Source organism: Pseudomonas sp. MPDS, from assembly GCF_013283895.1.
GTDB lineage: Bacteria > Pseudomonadota > Gammaproteobacteria > Pseudomonadales > Pseudomonadaceae > Aquipseudomonas > Aquipseudomonas rhizophila.
In genome coordinates this window covers 5,127,866-5,146,526 of record NZ_CP054128.1, presented here as the reverse complement: position 1 = coordinate 5,146,526, position 18,661 = coordinate 5,127,866, and the positions used below count along the sequence as shown (strand labels likewise).

16 protein-coding genes are annotated in these 18,661 nt (G+C 60.2%); 15 read left to right on the top strand and 1 reads right to left on the bottom strand.

The genetic code is table 11. The features are described 5' to 3' along the window. The first annotated feature begins 7 nt into the window (after window positions 1-7). The 8 genes from dnaE (at window position 8) to ispD (ending at window position 11,443) form a co-directional block, all read left to right on the top strand. Window positions 8-3,529, top strand: coding sequence for a DNA polymerase III subunit alpha (dnaE, locus tag HQ912_RS22845; RefSeq protein WP_076386183.1), 3,522 nt, complete (start codon window positions 8-10; stop codon window positions 3,527-3,529). 151 nt (window positions 3,530-3,680) lie between these two features. Next, the gene (locus tag HQ912_RS22840) at window positions 3,681-4,628 is read left to right on the top strand and encodes an acetyl-CoA carboxylase carboxyltransferase subunit alpha (protein WP_047227574.1); all 948 of its coding nucleotides are present in this window, start codon (window positions 3,681-3,683) and stop codon (window positions 4,626-4,628) included. 131 nt (window positions 4,629-4,759) lie between these two features. Next, complete coding sequence (tilS, locus tag HQ912_RS22835; protein WP_173407339.1) at window positions 4,760-6,061, top strand: tRNA lysidine(34) synthetase TilS; 1,302 nt, start codon at window positions 4,760-4,762, stop codon at window positions 6,059-6,061. 298 nt (window positions 6,062-6,359) lie between these two features. After that, window positions 6,360-7,991 carry a CTP synthase gene (locus HQ912_RS22830; protein WP_047227576.1) on the top strand — a complete coding sequence of 544 codons (1,632 nt, stop codon included), beginning with the start codon at window positions 6,360-6,362 and terminating at the stop codon, window positions 7,989-7,991. A 4-nt stretch (window positions 7,992-7,995) separates the two neighbouring features. Beyond that, window positions 7,996-8,841: a 3-deoxy-8-phosphooctulonate synthase gene (gene kdsA / locus HQ912_RS22825; protein ID WP_047227577.1), complete on the top strand. Its 846-nt coding sequence runs from the start codon at window positions 7,996-7,998 to the stop codon at window positions 8,839-8,841. Between the two features lie 159 nt (window positions 8,842-9,000). Then, window positions 9,001-10,290: a phosphopyruvate hydratase gene (eno, locus tag HQ912_RS22820; protein ID WP_047227578.1), complete on the top strand. Its 1,290-nt coding sequence runs from the start codon at window positions 9,001-9,003 to the stop codon at window positions 10,288-10,290. 170 nt (window positions 10,291-10,460) lie between these two features. Continuing rightward, window positions 10,461-10,739 carry a cell division protein FtsB gene (ftsB, locus tag HQ912_RS22815; RefSeq protein ID WP_047227579.1) on the top strand — a complete coding sequence of 93 codons (279 nt, stop codon included), beginning with the start codon at window positions 10,461-10,463 and terminating at the stop codon, window positions 10,737-10,739. Then, complete coding sequence (ispD, locus tag HQ912_RS22810; protein ID WP_173407338.1) at window positions 10,736-11,443, top strand: 2-C-methyl-D-erythritol 4-phosphate cytidylyltransferase; 708 nt, start codon at window positions 10,736-10,738, stop codon at window positions 11,441-11,443. The genes ftsB and ispD overlap by 4 nt, the downstream gene beginning before the upstream one ends. 135 nt (window positions 11,444-11,578) lie before the next feature. Here the strand turns inward: ispD and HQ912_RS22805 are convergent, their stop codons facing one another. Then, a complete protein-coding gene (locus tag HQ912_RS22805; RefSeq protein WP_047227581.1) occupies window positions 11,579-12,475 on the bottom strand; it encodes a LysR substrate-binding domain-containing protein in 897 nt (298 codons plus the stop codon). A 107-nt stretch (window positions 12,476-12,582) separates the two neighbouring features. Here HQ912_RS22805 and HQ912_RS22800 point away from each other — a divergent pair, with 107 nt between their 5' ends. From HQ912_RS22800 to HQ912_RS22770, 7 genes are all read left to right on the top strand, one after another. Beyond that, entirely contained in the window at window positions 12,583-13,695 is a 1,113-nt protein-coding gene (locus tag HQ912_RS22800; protein ID WP_025212132.1) for an S-(hydroxymethyl)glutathione dehydrogenase/class III alcohol dehydrogenase, read from the top strand. Window positions 13,696-13,703: 8 nt separating this feature from the next. Beyond that, complete coding sequence (gene fghA / locus HQ912_RS22795) at window positions 13,704-14,552, top strand: S-formylglutathione hydrolase (protein ID WP_076386177.1); 849 nt, start codon at window positions 13,704-13,706, stop codon at window positions 14,550-14,552. A 93-nt stretch (window positions 14,553-14,645) separates the two neighbouring features. After that, the gene (ispF, locus tag HQ912_RS22790) at window positions 14,646-15,119 is read left to right on the top strand and encodes a 2-C-methyl-D-erythritol 2,4-cyclodiphosphate synthase (protein ID WP_076386175.1); all 474 of its coding nucleotides are present in this window, start codon (window positions 14,646-14,648) and stop codon (window positions 15,117-15,119) included. Continuing rightward, window positions 15,116-16,174: a tRNA pseudouridine(13) synthase TruD gene (gene truD, locus HQ912_RS22785; protein WP_047227584.1), complete on the top strand. Its 1,059-nt coding sequence runs from the start codon at window positions 15,116-15,118 to the stop codon at window positions 16,172-16,174. Before ispF ends, truD begins: the two co-directional genes overlap by 4 nt. Then, a complete protein-coding gene (gene surE / locus HQ912_RS22780) occupies window positions 16,162-16,911 on the top strand; it encodes a 5'/3'-nucleotidase SurE (RefSeq protein WP_047227585.1) in 750 nt (249 codons plus the stop codon). Before truD ends, surE begins: the two co-directional genes overlap by 13 nt. 41 nt (window positions 16,912-16,952) lie before the next feature. Next, on the top strand, window positions 16,953-17,588 hold the full coding sequence (locus HQ912_RS22775; RefSeq protein WP_171061419.1) for a protein-L-isoaspartate(D-aspartate) O-methyltransferase: 636 nt from the start codon (window positions 16,953-16,955) through the stop codon (window positions 17,586-17,588). 226 nt (window positions 17,589-17,814) lie between these two features. Then, entirely contained in the window at window positions 17,815-18,660 is an 846-nt protein-coding gene (locus HQ912_RS22770) for a peptidoglycan DD-metalloendopeptidase family protein (protein ID WP_047227587.1), read from the top strand. The last annotated feature ends 1 nt before the right edge of the window (window position 18,661 follow it).

Sequence of the window (18,661 nt, the reverse complement as noted above, 5' to 3'; positions counted from 1 at the left end):
GATCACTATGCCGGCTTCATTCGTTCATCTACGCCTGCACACTGAGTACTCCCTGGTCGATGGCCTGGTGCGGATCAAGCCACTGGTCAAGACCCTGGTGGGCATGAACATGCCTGCTGTGGCGGTCACCGACCAGAACAACATGTGTTCGCTGGTCAAGTTCTACAAAAATGCAATGGGCGCCGGGATCAAGCCGATCTGCGGGGCCGACCTGTGGCTGTCGAACAAAGACCCGGACGCGCCGCTGAGCCGCATCAGCCTGCTGGTGATGAACGCCGTGGGTTACCGCAACCTCACCGAGTTGATCTCCCGCGGTTTTATCGATGGCCAGCGCAACGGCTCGATCATCATCGAGCGCGAATGGGTAGCTGAGGCCAATGAAGGTTTGATCATGCTGTCGGCGGCCAAGGAAGGTGAAATCGGCCTGGCCCTGCTCAGTGGCAATCCAGAAGAAGCCGAAGTACTGGCCCGCGATTGGATGGCGGTGTTCCCGGACCGCTTCTACATTGAAGTGCAACGCACCAATCGCCCCAACGACGAAGAACACCTGCATGCCGCCGTGGCCCTGGCCGACCGGATCGGCGCGCCGCTGGTGGCGACCAACGACGTGCGCTTCATCAAGCAGGAAGATTTCGAGGCCCACGAAACCCGCGTCTGCATCGGTGAAGGCCGGGCGCTCGATGATCCGCGTCGTCCGAAAAACTACAGCGATCAGCAGTACCTCAAAAGCGCCGAGGAAATGGCCGAGTTGTTCAGCGACCTGCCCGAGGCGCTGGAAAACACGGTCGAGATTGCCAAGCGCTGCAACATCGAAGTGAAGCTGGGCAAGCACTTCCTGCCCAACTTCCCGATCCCCGATGGCATGACCATCGACGAGTATTTCCGCAAGGTGTCCTTCGATGGCCTGGATGAGCGCCTCAGCGTTCTCTTGCCCAAGGACACCACCGAAGATTACGAGGCCAAGCGCCAGGTCTATGTCGACCGGTTGAATTTCGAGCTGGATATCATCATCCAGATGGGCTTCCCCGGTTACTTCCTGATCGTGATGGACTTTATCCAGTGGGCCAAGAGCAACGGCGTGCCGGTGGGGCCAGGCCGGGGGTCGGGTGCAGGCTCCCTGGTGGCTTACGTGCAGAAGATCACCGACCTCGACCCGCTGGAATATGACCTGCTGTTCGAACGTTTCCTCAACCCGGAACGGGTGTCCATGCCCGACTTCGACGTCGACTTCTGCATGGACGGTCGCGACCGGGTGATTGATTACGTGGCCGAGAAATACGGCCGCAACGCGGTGAGCCAGATCATCACCTTCGGTTCCATGGCCGCCAAGGCTGTGGTGCGTGACGTGGCGCGGGTGCAGGGCAAGTCCTACGGTTTGGCGGATCGTCTGTCGAAGATGATCCCGTTCGAAGTCGGCATGACCCTGGAAAAAGCCTACGAGCAGGAAGAAATCCTGCGGGACTTCATCAAGGTCGATGAAGAAGCCGCGGAAATCTGGGAGATGGCCCGCAAGCTTGAGGGCGTGGTGCGTAACGTCGGCAAGCACGCCGGGGGCGTGGTGATCGCGCCGACCAAGCTGACTGACTTCTCGCCGATCTATTGCGATGAAGAGGGCGACGGCCTGGTGACCCAGTTCGACAAGGATGACGTCGAGGCGGCGGGCCTGGTGAAGTTCGACTTCCTTGGCCTGCGGACCCTGACGATCATCGACTGGGCGCTGAAAACCATCAACCGTGACCGGGCCAAGGTCGGCGAAGAGCCGCTGGACATCGCTTTCATCCCGCTGGATGACAAGCCGACCTACAGCCTGCTGCAAAAAGCCGAAACCACGGCAGTGTTCCAGCTTGAATCCCGGGGTATGAAGGAGCTGATCAAAAAGCTCAAGCCCGACTGCCTCGAAGACCTGATCGCACTGGTGGCCCTGTTCCGTCCGGGCCCGCTGCAATCGGGCATGGTGGATGACTTTATCAACCGTAAGCACGGGCGCGCCGAGCTGGCGTACCCGCACCCGGATTATCAGTACGACGGCCTCAAGCCGGTCCTGGCACCGACCTACGGCATCATCCTGTACCAGGAACAGGTGATGCAGATTGCCCAGGTAATGGCCGGTTACACCCTCGGCGGCGCGGACATGCTGCGTCGGGCGATGGGTAAGAAAAAGCCCGAGGAAATGGCCAAGCAGCGCGGCGGTTTCATCGAGGGTTGTGCGAACAACGGCATTGATGCGGACCTGGCCGGTAACATCTTCGACCTGGTGGAAAAATTCGCCGGTTACGGCTTCAACAAATCCCACTCGGCCGCCTATGGTCTGGTGTCGTACCAGACCGCGTGGCTGAAGGCCCACTACCCGGCGCCATTCATGGCCGCGGTACTGTCGGCGGATATGCACAACACCGACAAGGTCGTGACCTTGATCGAAGAAGTGCGGACCATGAAGTTGCGCCTCGACGCACCGGACGTGAACGCTTCGGAGTTCAAGTTCACGGTGAACGACGAAGGCCGCATCATTTATGGACTGGGGGCGATCAAGGGTGTGGGTGAAGGACCGGTGGAAGCCATCACCGAAGCCCGTCAGGACGGACCGTTCAAGGACCTGTTCGATTTTTGCGCCCGGGTCGATCTCAAACGCATCAACAAACGTACCCTCGACGGTTTGATCCGCAGCGGTGCATTGGACCGTCTGGGCCCGTACTTCCAGGATGAACCCAAGGCCTACCAGGCCAATATCGACCGCAACCGCGCGGTGCTGCTGGCGGCCATGGAAGAAGCGATCAAGGCCGCCGAGCAAACCGCCCGGACCCATGACAGTGGTCACGCCGACCTGTTTGGCGGGTTGTTTGTCGAGGAAGATGCCGATGTCTACGGCAATCACCGCAAGGCCAAGGAGCTGACGCTCAAGGAGCGTCTCAAGGGTGAGAAAGACACCTTGGGCCTGTACCTCACGGGTCACCCGATCGACGAGTACGAAGGCGAGATCCGCCGGTTCGCCCGCCAGCGCATCATTGATCTGAAGCCGGCGCGTGACACGCAGACCGTCGCCGGTATGATCATCGCCCTGCGGGTAATGAAAAACAAAAAGGGCGACAAGATGGGCTTCATCACCCTCGACGACCGCTCCGGGCGCATCGAGGCGTCGTTGTTTGCCGATGCGTTCCATTCGGCCCAGTCGCTGTTGCAGACTGACGCGATGGTTGTGGTAGAAGGCGAAGTCAGCAACGACGATTTTTCCGGTGGCCTGCGGCTGCGGGTCAAACGGGTGATGAGCATGGAAGATGCCCGGACCAACCTGGCCGAGAGCCTGCGCCTGAAATTGCAGACCCAGGATCTCAAGGGCGATCAGCTACGCTGGCTGGGGGAATTGTTCAAGCGCCATCGCGGTGCTTGTCCGATTACCATGGAGTACGTGCGCCCCGACGCCAAGGCTGTGCTGCAGTTCGGCGAAGGCTGGCGGATCGATCCGGCGGATGCGTTGATTCAAGCCTTGCGTGACCAGTTCGGCAAAGACAACGTCTTCCTCCAATACCGTTGACGGCCAGGTGCCACTCCTGAACCTTGGAGCGGCCCTGATCTCGACCCGAATTTTTAATCTCGACCTGAACGCGCCTCTCCCTTAAGGTAGGGCGCGAATAGACAACCGGCCGGCCCAAGCTCTCTTGGACGTCGACCCAAGACGGACGCCTATGAACCCGAATTTTCTAGATTTCGAACAGCCGATCGCCGACCTGCAAGCCAAGATCGAAGAGTTGCGCTTGGTCGGTAATGACAATTCGCTGAATATCGGCGATGAAATCTCTCGTCTGCAGGACAAAAGCCGCACGCTGACCGAAGACATCTTTGGCAAGCTGACCAGCTGGCAGATCGCCCGCCTGGCGCGTCATCCGCGTCGTCCCTACACCCTGGACTATATCGAGCACATCTTCACTGAGTTCGATGAGCTGCACGGCGATCGGCATTTCTCCGACGACGCCGCGATCGTGGGTGGCGTCGCCCGTCTGGACGACCAGCCAGTGATGGTCATCGGCCATCAGAAAGGCCGCGAAGTCCGCGAAAAGGTGCGCCGCAACTTCGGCATGCCGCGTCCGGAAGGCTATCGCAAGGCGTGCCGCCTGATGGAAATGGCCGAGCGCTTCAAGATGCCGATCCTGACCTTCATCGATACGCCGGGCGCTTATCCGGGCATCGACGCCGAAGAGCGTAACCAGAGCGAAGCGATCGCCTGGAACTTGCGCGTAATGGCGCGACTGAAAACCCCGATCATCGCCACCGTGATCGGCGAAGGTGGTTCCGGCGGTGCGCTGGCCATTGGTGTCTGCGATCAGCTGAACATGCTGCAATACTCCACCTACGCGGTGATCTCGCCGGAAGGCTGCGCCTCGATCCTGTGGAAAACCGCCGAGAAGGCGCCGGATGCCGCCGAAGCCATGGGCATCACCGCTGAGCGTCTCAAAGGCCTGGGTATCGTGGATAAAGTGATCAGCGAGCCTGTAGGCGGCGCTCATCGTGATCCGGCCGCGGCTGCGGCGCTGATTCGTGCCGAGCTGAGTTCGCAACTGTCGATGCTCAAGAAGTTCGACAACGAGGCGCTGCTGGCCCGTCGCTATGAGCGGCTGATGAGCTACGGTCTCTGATCCGACCGCAATGCCCATGTGGGAGCGAGCCTGCTCGCGATACGGTTTAACATTCAACAAATGAGTTGACTGATATACCGCAATCGCGAGCAGGCTCGCTCCCACAGTTGTTTGTGCCAAGGCTGACTCCTATGAACCCAAGCGCGGATCTGCCAACCCGGCTCCTCACACAGCTATCCCCCTGGCGCAACGCCGTCACCTGGCGCATCGCCTTCTCCGGTGGCCTCGATTCCACCGTCCTGCTGCACCTGCTCGCGTCTCTCTCCAAAAATGAAGCCCTGCCACCGTTACGTGCTGTCCACGTCCATCATGGCCTTCAGGCTGTGGCCGATGCATGGCCGGACCATTGTCGCTCGGTCTGCAAGGCCCTTGGGGTGCCGCTGGAAGTAGTGAACGTGCAAGTCCCGGCCGGTGCCAGCGTCGAGCGTGCCGCCCGGGAGGCGCGCTATGCTGCCTTCGTGGCGCTGCTCCACAGCAATGAAGTGCTACTCACCGGTCAACATCGCGACGATCAGGCTGAAACCCTGTTGTTTCGTTTGTTGCGTGGGGCAGGGGTGAGGGGCTTGTCGGCGATGCCTCGGCAGCGTCCTCTGGGCCAGGGGTACTTGCTGCGACCCTTGCTCGATGTGTCCCGGGCGGAGCTGGAAGCCTACGCGACGCAACAGGGCTTGAACTGGATCGAAGACCCTTCCAACGACGATCACCGGTACGCGCGCAATTTCCTGCGCCAGCGAATTTTCCCGGTATTGACCGAGCAGTGGCCCCAAGCCTCGACGACCTTCGCCCGCAGCGCTGCGCACCTGAGTGAGGCGCAAGGCTTGCTGGATGACCTGGCGCGAATCGATCTGGATCGAGCCATCACGCCCTGCGCGTTCGACTGGCTTGGGTTGCGGTCGCTTGAGTTGGCCCCGTTGCGAGCCTTGTCGCCGGCCCGTCAGCGTAATGCGTTGAGTCATTGGCTGGTTTCAATGACAACGCTGCCCGACAGTGATCATTGGTCTGGCTGGGACTCGTTGCGCGATGCAGCGGACGATGCCCGGCCGATCTGGCGGCTGGCCGGTGGCGAACTGCACCGCACCGGCGGACGCGTCTGGTGGTTATCCGACCGCTGGCTGCGACCGGCCGCAGGCCCCGTAGAATGGACGCTGACTGCTCAAGCATTGACCCTGCCAGACAACGGCACGGTGACCCTCGACGGTAAAATGCCCGACGGACCGCTCTGCGTCCGCTATCGTCAGGGAGGTGAAGCCATGATGTTGCCCGGCCGTGGCCACCGGGACCTCAAGCGTTTGCTCAACGAAAGAGGCGTGCCGGCGTTTGCGCGCGGTCGATTGCCACTGCTGTATCGGGACGAGCAATTGCTGGCGGTGGCGAACCTGCCAGGACTCGACAGCGGCATTGATGGCAACTGGCAACTGATCTGGCAGCCATGAAACCAAGATCTGGGTTTGAGCTGAAAGGGGCTTTCCGGTAGACTACGCTCCCTTCTTGATACAACTTCTGTGGATTCGCCTGAATTGCAGGAGTTGCCGATTACCAAGCAGTCTTTGCTGGGCGATTCCAAAAAATGTGTAGCGAGCAACGTACCGGTGATTTCACTTCCGGTCTGTCCCAACGCGGCGGTTTTTTTGAAAGGTGCACTGTGATTAATGCAGGTGATCGGGGGCTTCGGCCTTCCTTCGCTTTCCCCGGCGGCTCGGACCGCTTTAACGCAGACTTCTAGGGTTTTTCATGACGCGCTACATATTCGTCACGGGCGGTGTTGTTTCTTCATTGGGGAAAGGCATTGCCTCGGCTTCATTGGCGGCCATCCTGGAGGCGCGGGGACTTAAGGTCACCATGCTCAAGCTGGACCCGTACATCAACGTCGACCCGGGCACCATGAGCCCGTTCCAGCACGGTGAAGTGTTCGTCACCCACGACGGCGCCGAGACCGACCTGGACCTGGGCCATTACGAGCGGTTCATCCGCACGACCATGACCCAGAACAACAACTTCACCACCGGCCGTGTCTACGAACACGTGCTGCGCAAAGAACGCCGTGGTGATTACCTGGGGGCGACCATCCAGGTCATCCCGCACATCACCGACGAAATCAAGCGCCGCATCATCAAGGGTGCCGGCGACGCCGACGTGGCGATGGTCGAAATCGGCGGCACTGTGGGGGACATCGAGTCCCAGCCGTTCCTCGAAGCCATCCGCCAGTTGCGTTTCGAAATCGGCGCCAAGCGCGCGATGCTGATGCACCTGACCCTGGTTCCGTACATCGCCACCGCTGGCGAAACCAAGACCAAGCCCACCCAGCACTCGGTCAAGGAACTGCGTTCCATCGGCCTGCAGCCGGATGTGCTGATCTGCCGCTCCGATCATCCGATCGATATTTCTTCGCGGCGCAAGATCGCCCAGTTCACCAACGTTGAAGAGCGTGCGGTGATCGGCCTGGAAGACGCTGACACTATCTACAAGATTCCGGGCATCCTGCACTCCCAGGGCCTGGACGATTTCGTCGTCGAGCGTTTCGGCTTGCAGTGCGCCAGCGCCGACCTGTCCGAATGGGAAGCGGTGGTCGATGCCAAGCTCAACCCGGAACACGAAGTCACCATCGCCATGGTCGGCAAGTACATGGAGCTGCTGGATGCCTACAAGTCGCTGATCGAGGCGATGAGTCACGCCGGTATCAGCAACCGTACCAAGGTCAACCTGCGCTATATCGACTCTGAAGACATCGAGAACCAGGGCACCGGTCTGCTCGAAGGCGCCGATGCGATCCTCGTGCCGGGCGGCTTTGGCTTGCGGGGCGTGGAAGGCAAGATCACCGCTGTTCAATACGCTCGCGAAAACAAGGTGCCTTACCTGGGCATCTGCCTGGGCATGCAAGTGGCGGTCATTGAGTTCGCCCGTAACGTGATGGGCTGGAAGGACGCCAACTCCACCGAATTCGATCGCGCCAGCGGTCACCCGGTCGTGGGCCTGATCACCGAGTGGGAAGATGCCACCGGCGCCGTGGAAGTACGCACCGAAGCCTCCGACCTGGGCGGCACCATGCGTCTCGGTGCCCAGGAATGCCTGCTTGAAGCCGGCTCCAAGGTGCACGATTGCTACGCCAAGGATGTGATCGTCGAGCGTCACCGCCATCGCTACGAAGTGAACAACAACCTGCTGCCGCAACTGATCGAAGCCGGCCTGAAAATCTCCGGTCGTTCCGGTGACGGCGCGCTGGTGGAGGTGGTCGAAGCCCCGGATCATCCATGGTTCGTTGCTTGCCAGTTCCACCCCGAGTTCACCTCGACGCCTCGGGACGGCCACCCGCTGTTCAGTGGTTTCGTGAAAGCCGCTTTGGCTCAACACCAGAAGAAGGCGTAAAACGATGGCCCAGAAGATCATTCGCGTCGGCGACATCGAGATTGCCAACGACAAGCCCATGGTGCTGTTCGGCGGCATGAACGTACTGGAAAGCCGCGACATGGCGATGCAGGTTTGCGAGGAGTACGTGAAGGTCACCCAGAAGCTGGGCATCCCTTATGTCTTCAAGGCCAGTTTCGACAAGGCCAATCGCTCGTCCGTGACCTCTTACCGTGGCCCGGGCCTGGAAGAGGGCATGCGCATCTTCCAGGACATCAAGCAAGCCTTCGGCGTGCCGATCATCACCGACGTCCACGAGCCTGCCCAGGCCGCAGTGGTCGCTGAGGTCTGCGACATCATCCAGCTGCCGGCCTTCCTGTCGCGCCAGACCGACCTGGTGGTCGCGATGGCCAAGACCGGCGCGGTGATCAACATCAAGAAAGCCCAGTTCCTCGCGCCCCAGGAGATGAAACACATCCTGAGCAAATGCGAAGAGGCCGGCAATGACCAGTTGATCCTCTGCGAGCGTGGTTCGAGCTTCGGCTACAACAACCTGGTGGTGGACATGCTTGGTTTCGGCATCATGAAGCAGTTCGAATACCCGGTGTTCTTCGACGTGACCCACGCGCTGCAAATGCCCGGTGGTCGTTCCGATTCCGCTGGGGGGCGTCGCGCCCAGGTCACCGACCTGGCCAAGGCCGGCATGAGCCAGTCCCTGGCAGGTCTGTTCCTCGAGGCCCACCCGGACCCGGACAATGCCAAGTGTGACGGCCCTTGTGCCTTGCGCTTGAACAAGCTGGAACCCTTCTTGTCTCAGCTCAAGGCGTTGGACGAACTGGTCAAGAGTTTTCCGACGATAGAAACCGCGTAACGCGGTTTTCTCCGGTAAAGTACCGCTCGATTATCGCTCTGGCCCGCTGGCCGCACTGCTTTTGTGGGAGCATGGCTTGCCAGCGATGACGTCCTTCGGGACCGTCGTCGGCAAGCCTTACTGTTACAGCGTTTCGTCAACTTTGGAGTGTTTACAACAATGGCAAAAATCGTCGACATCAAAGGTCGTGAAGTTCTCGACTCCCGTGGCAACCCCACTGTTGAAGCGGACGTGCTTCTCGACAACGGTATCATCGGCAGCGCCTGCGCGCCGTCCGGTGCTTCCACTGGCTCGCGCGAAGCGCTGGAGCTGCGTGATGGCGACAAGAGCCGTTACCTGGGCAAGGGCGTGCTCAAAGCCGTCGCCAACATCAACGGTCCGATCCGTGACCTGTTGCTGGGCAAGGATCCTGCCGACCAGAAAGCCCTCGATCACGCGATGATCAAGCTCGACGGTACCGAAAACAAAGCCACCCTGGGCGCTAACGCGATCCTCGCCGTGTCCCTGGCCGCTGCCAAGGCTGCCGCCCAGGACCAGGACCTGCCGCTGTACGCACACATCGCCAACCTCAACGGTACCCCGGGTGTCTACTCGATGCCGGTGCCGATGATGAACATCATCAACGGTGGCGAGCACGCCGATAACAACGTCGACATCCAGGAATTCATGGTCCAGCCGGTGGGCGCCAAGTCCTTCTCCGAAGGCCTGCGCATGGGCACCGAGATTTTCCATCACCTCAAGGCTGTGCTGAAGGCCCGTGGCCTGAGCACCGCCGTTGGCGACGAAGGCGGTTTCGCACCGAACCTGGCGTCCAACGAAGACGCACTGAAAGTGATCTCCGAAGCCGTGGCCAACGCCGGTTACAAATTGGGCACCGACGTGACCCTGGCCCTGGACTGCGCGGCCAGTGAGTTCTTCGAAGACGGCAAGTACAACCTGTCCGGTGAAGGCCAGGTGTTCACCGCCGAAGGTTTTGCCGACTACCTCAAGGGCCTGACCGAGCGCTACCCGATCATCTCCATCGAAGATGGCCTGGACGAGTCCGACTGGGCCGGCTGGAAAATCCTCACCGACAAGATCGGCGAAAAAACCCAGCTGGTAGGCGACGACCTGTTCGTCACCAACACCAAGATCCTGAAAGAAGGCATCGACAAGAAGATCGCCAACTCGATCCTGATCAAGTTCAACCAGATCGGTACCCTGACCGAAACCCTGGAAGCCATCCAGATGGCCAAGGCCGCCGGCTACACTGCCGTGATCTCCCACCGCTCCGGCGAAACCGAAGATTCGACCATTGCCGACCTGGCCGTGGGCACTGCGGCAGGCCAGATCAAGACCGGTTCGCTGTGCCGTTCCGATCGCGTCTCCAAGTACAACCAACTGCTGCGTATTGAAGAGCAGTTGAACGGCAAGGCCAAGTACAACGGTCGTGCCGAGTTTCGCGGTTAAGCGGTAGATGGTAAAAAGACACCGGATGATGTCGAAAAAGTCGCAATAGCGGCGGTTTTGCCTCTAATCTGATGCCTTATCAAGCACAAGCCTGGTTTTTCCAGGCTTCGTGCTATCAGACGCTTCAAAGTGTGGCATGGCTGTCTTTTTCACTGGATACCTGAGATTCGATGCGCAGTCCCAATTGGTTGTTTCTTGTCTTGCTCCTGTTGCTGGCTGGCCTGCAGTACCGCCTTTGGGTGGGTAATGGCAGCCTGGCGCAAGTGGCGGACCTGACTCAGCAGATTGCCGAACAGCATGCCGAAAACGAGGCGTTGCTGGAGCGTAACCGGGTGATGGACGCCGAAGTCAGTGAACTGAAAAAAGGCATGGAGACCGTTGAAGAGCGGGCTCGCCATGAACTGGGCATGGTTAAAGAGGGCGAAACCCTCTACCAGTTGGCCCAATGAGTATCCGTTTGCCGGCCTTCTGGGCCGTGATTCCTGCCGCGGGCGTTGGAGCCCGTATGGCTGCGGACCGTCCCAAGCAATACCTGCAACTGGGCGGACGCACAATTCTCGAACACAGCCTTGGCTGTTTCCTCGATCATCCGACCGTAAAAGGCGTGGTGGTCAGTATTGCACACGATGACCCTTATTGGCCGACCCTGGCCTGTGCCAGCGATACACGCATCCAGCGCGTGGACGGTGGCGAACAACGTTCGGATTCGGTGCTCAATGCCTTGCTGCATCTTCACGGACAGGGTGCCGATGATCACGACTGGGTCTTGGTGCACGACGCCGCCCGGCCCAACCTGGCCCGGGACGATCTGGACACATTGCTCAGGGAACTGGCGAATGATCCGGTCGGCGGCCTCCTGGCTGTGCCGGCGCGTGACACCCTCAAGCGAGTCGACAAGCACGGCCGTGTAGTGGAAACCGTTGACCGCAGCGTCATCTGGCAAGCCTATACACCGCAAATGTTTCGTCTCGGTGCCCTGCACCGGGCCCTGGCTGACAGCCTGGTGGCCGATGCCGTGATTACCGATGAAGCGTCCGCCATGGAATGGGCAGGTCAAGCGCCACGCCTGATCGAAGGGCGGGCCGATAACCTCAAGGTCACACGCCCTGAAGATCTGGAGTGGTTGCGCCAGCGTTGGGCGAATCGCCATTAAGTGGAATCGCCATCGCGAGCAGGCTCGCTCCCACAAGGGACTTTGGCTGTACACAAAATTTGTAGCCGCTGAAGATCCAGTGTGGGAGCGAGCCTGCTCGCGATAGCAATCGCTCAGATAACATAAAAACCAGTGTTACCCCCGATACTCCGGCCGCTGCGCCAACCCCTCCTTCAAGTAATCCACCAACTTGCGCACCTTCGGCGACAAATGCCGTTGCTGCGGATACAACGCCCACACCGCTGTATTCGGCGGCTGGTGAGCCTCTAACAGCGATATCAACGCCCCGCTGTGCAAATGCTCCAACACGTAATAATCCGGCAACTGACACAATCCCACCCCTTGCAAAGCCGCATCCAGCACCGCCTGCCCGCTGTTACAACGCCAGTTTCCCTGCACTCGTTGGGAAAATTCCCGCCCGTTCTGCTCCAGTTGCCAGAGGTCGGAGCTGCCGATTAGGCAATTGTGGCGGCTCAATTCCGACAAGCTATGGGGCCGACCGTAGCGCTCCAGGTAGGACGCCGATGCGCACAGGTACATGCGCCGTGGCGCCAGTCGCGTGGCAACCAGGCGTGAGTCCTGCAAACGGCCCAGGCGAATCGCCAGGTCCAGGCCTTCGTGAACCAGATCGAGGGGGCGGTTGCTCAGTTCGATGTCCACCCGCAATTGCGGATAAAGCGTCATGAACCGTGTCACCAGCGGCACAATGAACCGCTCGCCGTAGGCCACGGCACAGGTCATGCGCAACATGCCCTTGGGTTCGCTGGTGAGGTCGCCCACCGCCCGCAGTGCTTCTTCGCGTCCGTCCTGCAGGCGCTGGCAATGCTGCAAGAACGTCTGGCCGGCCTCGGTCAGAGTGACCCTGCGGGTACTGCGATACAGCAGTCGTGTCTGCAGACGCTCTTCAAGCCGTACGATTTGTCGACTGATGTGGGAAGACGAAACCCCCAGGCGTTCGGCGGCGGCGGTGAATTGGCTGCATTCGGCCACGGCGACGAATTCGTCAATGCCCTCCCAGCGGTTATCGGACATGAATGATTATCCCTGTGCAGCAATAATGTTTTGCTTTTGGTTGGATTATTCATCGTCCGGTGAGGGATTACACTCCCTGTCTTGTTTTTATTTGCTGGAGACTCCCCATGATCAAGTCACGCGCGGCCGTTGCCTTCGAGGCCAAGAAACCCCTGGAAATCGTTGAAGTCGACGTCGCCATGCCCAAGGCGGGCGAAGTGTTGCTGCGTGTGGTGGCCTCGGGTGTCTGCCACACCGATGCCTACACCTTGTCGGGCGCTGATCCGGAAGGGATCTTCCCGTCGATCCTCGGCCATGAAGGCGGCGCTATTGTCGAGGCCATCGGCGAAGGCGTGACGTCGGTTGCGGTGGGCGATCACGTCATTCCGCTGTACACGCCGGAATGCGGGCAGTGCAAGTTCTGTAAGTCGGGCAAGACCAACCTGTGTCAGGCGATTCGCGCCACCCAAGGCAAAGGCTTGATGCCAGATGGCACCTCGCGCTTTTCCTACAAGGGGGAGACGATTTTCCACTACATGGGGACCTCGACGTTCTCCGAATACACCGTATTGCCAGAAATTTCCGTGGCGAAAATCCCCAAAGAAGCGCCGCTGGAAAAAGTCTGCCTGCTGGGTTGCGGCGTCACCACCGGTATCGGCGCGGTCCTCAACACCGCCAAGGTCAAGCCGGGTGACACCGTGGCGATCTTCGGCCTGGGCGGCATTGGCCTGTCGGCGGTGATTGGTGCGGTGAAAGCCAAGGCATCGCGCATCATTGCCATCGACATCAACCCGGCCAAGTTCGAAATCGCCAAGCAACTGGGCGCCACCGATTGCGTCAACCCAAAAGATTTCGACCGTCCGATCCAGGAAGTCATCGTCGACATGACGGACGGCGGCGTGGACTTTTCCTTCGAGTGCATCGGCAATGTGCAACTGATGCGTGCCGCGTTGGAATGCTGCCACAAGGGCTGGGGCGAGTCGGTGATCATCGGTGTGGCCGGGGCCGGCCAGGAAATCGCCACCCGTCCGTTCCAGTTGGTGACCGGGCGCGTCTGGCGCGGTTCGGCGTTTGGCGGCGTGCGCGGGCGCAGCGAATTGCCAAGCTACGTGGAAATGGCCGAGAAGGGCGAGATTCCGCTGGATACCTTCATCACCCACACCATGGGCCTGGAAGATATCAACAAGGCGTTCGACCTGATGCATGAAGGCAAGAGCATCCGTACCGTTATTCATTTCTGAGGTCGGTCATGAGTCTTGAAAACATTTCCTGCCAGAAAAGCTTCGGCGGCTGGCACAAGCGTTACCGGCATCGTTCCGAAGTGCTTGGTTGTGACATGGTGTTTGCCGTGTACCTGCCGCCCCAGGCCGAGCAGGGCGGCAAGTTGCCTGTGGTGTATTGGTTGTCCGGATTGACCTGCACCGACGAGAACTTCATGCAAAAGGCCGGCGCCCAGCGCATGGCTGCCGAACTGGGCCTGATTATTGTCGCGCCGGACACCAGCCCGCGCGGCGCCGACGTGCCGGGCGATCCGGACGGTGCCTGGGACTTTGGCCTGGGTGCGGGGTTTTATCTGAACGCCACGCAGGAACCGTGGGCGCGGCACTATCGGATGCATGACTATGTGGTGCAGGAATTGCCGGCCTTGGTCGAAGCGCATTTCCCGGCCTCGGATAAGCGCGGCATCAGTGGTCACTCCATGGGTGGCCACGGCGCGCTGGTCTGCGCTTTGCGTAACCCAGGGCGTTACCGCTCGGTGTCGGCGTTTTCGCCGATCAACAATCCGATGGATTGCCCGTGGGGCCAGAAGGCGTTTTCTCGTTATCTGGGGGAAGACCGCTCGAAGTGGCGTGAGTGGGATGCCTGTGCATTGATCGCCGAAGCTGACGAAAAGCTGCCGTTGCTGGTGGATCAGGGCGATCGCGATGATTTCCTGGCCAACCAGCTCAAGCCCGAAGCCTTGCAGCAAGCGGCCAGGGCCGCCGGTCATCCGTTGGAGCTGCGCCTGCAACCGGGCTACGACCACAGCTACTTCTTCATCGCCAGCTTCATTGAGGATCACTTGCAACATCATGCCCACGCTTTAGGGGGCTCTTAGTCTGTTTCCCCTTGGCGAGGGAGCTAATTGAGGGCGCTCCCCACGCTGAATGCAGGTAGAATCACGCCCTGACAAAAATCGGGGCGTTTTTTTATGCGTATTGGCCACGGCTACGATGTTCACCGTTTCGCTGAAGGCGACTTCATTACTCTGGGCGGCGTGCGTATTGCACACAGCTTCGGGCTGCTCGCGCATTCTGACGGTGACGTCCTGCTGCACGCCTTGAGCGACGCCTTGCTTGGCGCGGCCGCGCTGGGGGATATTGGTAAACATTTCCCCGACACCGACCCGCAGTTCAAGGGCGCCGACAGCCGGGTGCTGCTGCGCCATGTGGTCTCGCTGATCCACGCCAAGGGCTGGAAAGTCGGCAATGTCGATAACACCATCGTCGCCCAGGCGCCAAAAATGGCGCCACACATCGAAACGATGCGTCGGTTGATTGCCGAGGACCTGCAAGTTGAGCTGGACCAGGTCAACGTGAAAGCCACCACCACCGAGAAACTTGGTTTCGTCGGTCGCGAAGAAGGCATTGCCGTTCATAGCGTTGCCTTGTTGCTGCGCCCATGACCGAACTGGAACTATTAGGCCCCCGTGCCTACGGCGAGTCGCTGGGCAGCGCAGTACTCAAGGCCACTGCTGAAGATTTTCAGGTCGACGAAGTGCTCGACATCCCGCTCACGGGCGAAGGCGAGCACTTATGGATCTGGGTTGAAAAACGCGGTTTGAACACTGAAGAAGCGGCTCGGCGAATTGCCAAGGCCGCTGGCGTATCGTTGCGCACCGTCAGTTATGCCGGTCTCAAGGACCGCCAGGCGCTGACCCGCCAGTGGTTCAGCGTCCAGTTGCCGGGCAAGGCCGACCCGGACCTGTCGGCGGCCGAAAACGAAACGCTGAAGATCCTCAAGACCGGTCGTCATAAACGCAAGCTGCAACGCGGCGCGCACTCGGCCAATGGCTTTACTTTGCGCCTGACCCAGTTCAAGGGCGATCCAGCGGCGATCGATGCGCGTCTGCAACAGATCGCCCGTCTGGGCATTCCCAATTATTTCGGCGCCCAGCGCTTCGGGCATGACGGCGGTAACCTCGTCGATGCCCGCGCCTGGGCGGCGCGCAAGGCTTTGCCGGAACAGCGCAATGTGCGTTCGCGGCTGTTGTCCACCGCCCGCAGTTTTCTCTTCAACCGGGTGTTGGCGGCTCGGGTGGCCGATGGCACCTGGCAGCACGCGCAGGTGGGCGACTTGCTGGCCTTCACCGACAGCCGCAGTTTTTTCCCCGCCGGCGAGGCCGAGTGCAGTGACCCACGCCTAGCGATTCTCGACCTGCACCCCACCGGGCCGCAGTGGGGCGAGGGACCTTCGCCTGCCGCCGGCGCGGTCCATGATCTGGAGCAGGCCATCGCCGAGGCGGAGGCCGATCTGCGCGACTGGTTGATAAACGCGGGAATGAGTCACGAACGTCGCATCCTGCGACTGCCCATTGGCGGCCTGTCGTGGCATTATCCCTCGCCTGACATTCTGCAACTGGAATTCGTCCTGCCGGCCGGATGTTTCGCCACTGTCTTGGTGCGCGAACTCGTCGATCTGGTGCCGGTGGGGCAGACGGACAGCCCATGCGTATTCTGATTTCTAACGACGACGGGGTGACAGCACCCGGCCTTGCCGCGCTTTATGCTGCGCTGGCGGATTTTGCCGAATGCGTGGTCATCGCCCCGGACCAGGACAAAAGCGGCGCCAGCAGTTCGCTGACGCTCGACCGACCATTGCACCCGTGCTATCTGGATAATGGTTTCATCAGCCTCAACGGCACCCCCACCGACTGCGTGCACCTGGGCCTCAACGGCTTGCTGGAGCGCGAGCCGGACATGGTGGTTTCGGGCATCAACCTGGGGGCCAACCTGGGGGATGACGTGCTTTATTCCGGCACCGTGGCCGCCGCCCTTGAGGGCCGTTTCCTCGGGCATCCGTCGTTTGCCTTTTCGTTTGTTTCGCGGCAAGTCGATAATCTGCCTACTGCCGCCTACTTCGCTCGCAAGTTGGTCGAGGCCCATGGCGAGCTGGACCTGCCACCGCGCACGGTGCTGAACGTGAATATTCCGAACCTGCCACTGGATCACATCCGAGGCATCCAGCTCACTCGCCTGGGTCATCGTGCCCGCGCGGCCAAGCCCATGCAGGTGGTCGATCCCCGGGGCAAGGCCGGTTACTGGATCGCCGCCGCCGGTGATGCCGAGGATGGCGGGCCGGGCACCGATTTTCATGCAGTGATGCAAGGCTATGTCTCGATAACGCCGTTGCAGCTGGATCGGACCTTCAACGATGCTTTTCGAACGCTCGATGGCTGGCTGGAGGGGCTGCGCTGATGGCTCGCGAGCAAGACGATATACTGCGCCGCGGAATCGGCATGACCTCCCAGCGTACCCGGGAGCGCCTGATTCAACGGCTCTATGAAGAAGGCCTTTCCAACGCCCAGGTGCTGGAAGTGATTCGCCGCACCCCACGGCATTTGTTCGTCGATGAAGCCTTGGCCCATCGCGCCTACGAAGACACCGCATTGCCGATCGGCCACAACCAGACCATTTCCCAGCCTTATATGGTGGCCCGCATGAGCGAGTTGCTGCTGGAGGCGGGCCCGCTGGACAAGGTGCTGGAGATTGGCACCGGTTCGGGTTACCAGACGGCGGTGTTGTCGCAGCTGGTGGAGCGGGTATTTTCCGTGGAGCGGATCAAGGTGCTGCAGGATCGCGCCAAGGAACGCCTGGTGGAACTGAACCTGCGCAATGTGGTGTTTCGCTGGGGTGATGGCTGGGAAGGCTGGCCGGCCCTGGCACCTTATAACGGCATCATCGTGACCGCCGTTGCCACTGATGTGCCCCAGGCCTTGCTGGATCAACTGGCCCCCGGCGGCCGGCTGGTCATTCCGGTGGGGGCTGGTGAAGTCCAGCAGTTGATGCTGATCGTGCGCGAAGAACAGGGTTTTTCACGTCACGTGCTGGGGGCGGTTCGGTTTGTTCCGTTGCTTAACGGGCCATTGGCCTGAGCATTTATAAACAGACGCTGAATTCCGTGGCGTGGGTTGTGTCTTACACCGGCGCTGATCAATTAACCGTTGATTGGTTAAACGGATTGCAACGGCGTCCAGCAAACGTGTGCGGCAGCGCCTCGCGCTTCATTAATAGAGGTGGGGTTGCGGCCAGCTGTATTTGTAATACCGTTGCCTGCACAGGCAGTTTCCAATTTTTCAACCACCACAAAGGGAGCGGCGGGTGAGTCTCACAGTCATTGCGCAGCGTATGGGTATCACGAGCTTTCAGCGCCTGGTGACTGGCCTTGTCTTGAGTACCTTGCTGGTCGGTTGCTCCAGTACCCCGTCGGGTAACGTCCGGGTTGTCGATCGCACCAACGCAACGCCTCAACGTCCTACAGTAACGACCGGTCAGTATGTAGTCCGTCGCGGTGATACGCTGTTTTCCATCGCTTTTCGCTATGGCTGGGACTACAAAGCCCTCGCAGCGCGAAACAACATTCCTGCGCCTTATACGATTCATCCGGGTCAGAGAATTCGCTTTGATGGGCGCAGTGGTTCAACGCCTACCGCGGTGGTGACTCAGTCCGGTTCGACGGCTTCGTCGTCGAGTAGAACCACGGTGATTCAACGTCCGGTCGGTGCCGCAACGGCAACAGTACCGTCCGTCGCGAGCAAACCGACACCTGCTCCTACCCCCGCGCCAGGCCCCAGCCCGAGCGGCTGGGGATGGCCTTCTAATGGCGTTCTTATTGGAAAATTCTCTTCAAACGGTAGTTTGAATAAAGGAATTGATATCGCCGGGGATTTGGGACAGCCTGTTTTAGCCGCGTCTGATGGCACGGTTGTGTACGCCGGGAGTGGTTTAAGGGGCTACGGCGAACTCGTGATCATCAAACACAGCGATACCTACGTCAGTGCCTACGGTCACAACCGCAGGCTGTTGGTTCGGGAGGGGCAGCAGGTCAAGGTCGGGCAAAAAATTGCCGAAATGGGATCAACGGGAACGGACCGGGTGAAACTGCATTTTGAGATTCGCCGACAAGGTAAGCCAGTCGATCCGCTGCAATTCCTGCCACGTCGTTGAT

Bases quoted from the DNA above. Each gene is read 5' to 3' on its own strand.
- dnaE (WP_076386183.1), top strand. From the start codon at position 8: ATGCCGGCTTCATTCGTTCATCTACGCCTGCACACTGAGTACTCCCTG.
- HQ912_RS22840 (WP_047227574.1), top strand. From the start codon at position 3,681: ATGAACCCGAATTTTCTAGATTTCGAACAGCCGATCGCCGACCTGCAA.
- tilS (WP_173407339.1), top strand. From the start codon at position 4,760: ATGAACCCAAGCGCGGATCTGCCAACCCGGCTCCTCACACAGCTATCC.
- HQ912_RS22830 (WP_047227576.1), top strand. From the start codon at position 6,360: ATGACGCGCTACATATTCGTCACGGGCGGTGTTGTTTCTTCATTGGGG.
- kdsA (WP_047227577.1), top strand. From the start codon at position 7,996: ATGGCCCAGAAGATCATTCGCGTCGGCGACATCGAGATTGCCAACGAC.
- eno (WP_047227578.1), top strand. From the start codon at position 9,001: ATGGCAAAAATCGTCGACATCAAAGGTCGTGAAGTTCTCGACTCCCGT.
- ftsB (WP_047227579.1), top strand. From the start codon at position 10,461: ATGCGCAGTCCCAATTGGTTGTTTCTTGTCTTGCTCCTGTTGCTGGCT.
- ispD (WP_173407338.1), top strand. From the start codon at position 10,736: ATGAGTATCCGTTTGCCGGCCTTCTGGGCCGTGATTCCTGCCGCGGGC.
- HQ912_RS22805 (WP_047227581.1), bottom strand. From the start codon at position 12,475: ATGTCCGATAACCGCTGGGAGGGCATTGACGAATTCGTCGCCGTGGCC.
- HQ912_RS22800 (WP_025212132.1), top strand. From the start codon at position 12,583: ATGATCAAGTCACGCGCGGCCGTTGCCTTCGAGGCCAAGAAACCCCTG.
- fghA (WP_076386177.1), top strand. From the start codon at position 13,704: ATGAGTCTTGAAAACATTTCCTGCCAGAAAAGCTTCGGCGGCTGGCAC.
- ispF (WP_076386175.1), top strand. From the start codon at position 14,646: ATGCGTATTGGCCACGGCTACGATGTTCACCGTTTCGCTGAAGGCGAC.
- truD (WP_047227584.1), top strand. From the start codon at position 15,116: ATGACCGAACTGGAACTATTAGGCCCCCGTGCCTACGGCGAGTCGCTG.
- surE (WP_047227585.1), top strand. From the start codon at position 16,162: ATGCGTATTCTGATTTCTAACGACGACGGGGTGACAGCACCCGGCCTT.
- HQ912_RS22775 (WP_171061419.1), top strand. From the start codon at position 16,953: ATGACCTCCCAGCGTACCCGGGAGCGCCTGATTCAACGGCTCTATGAA.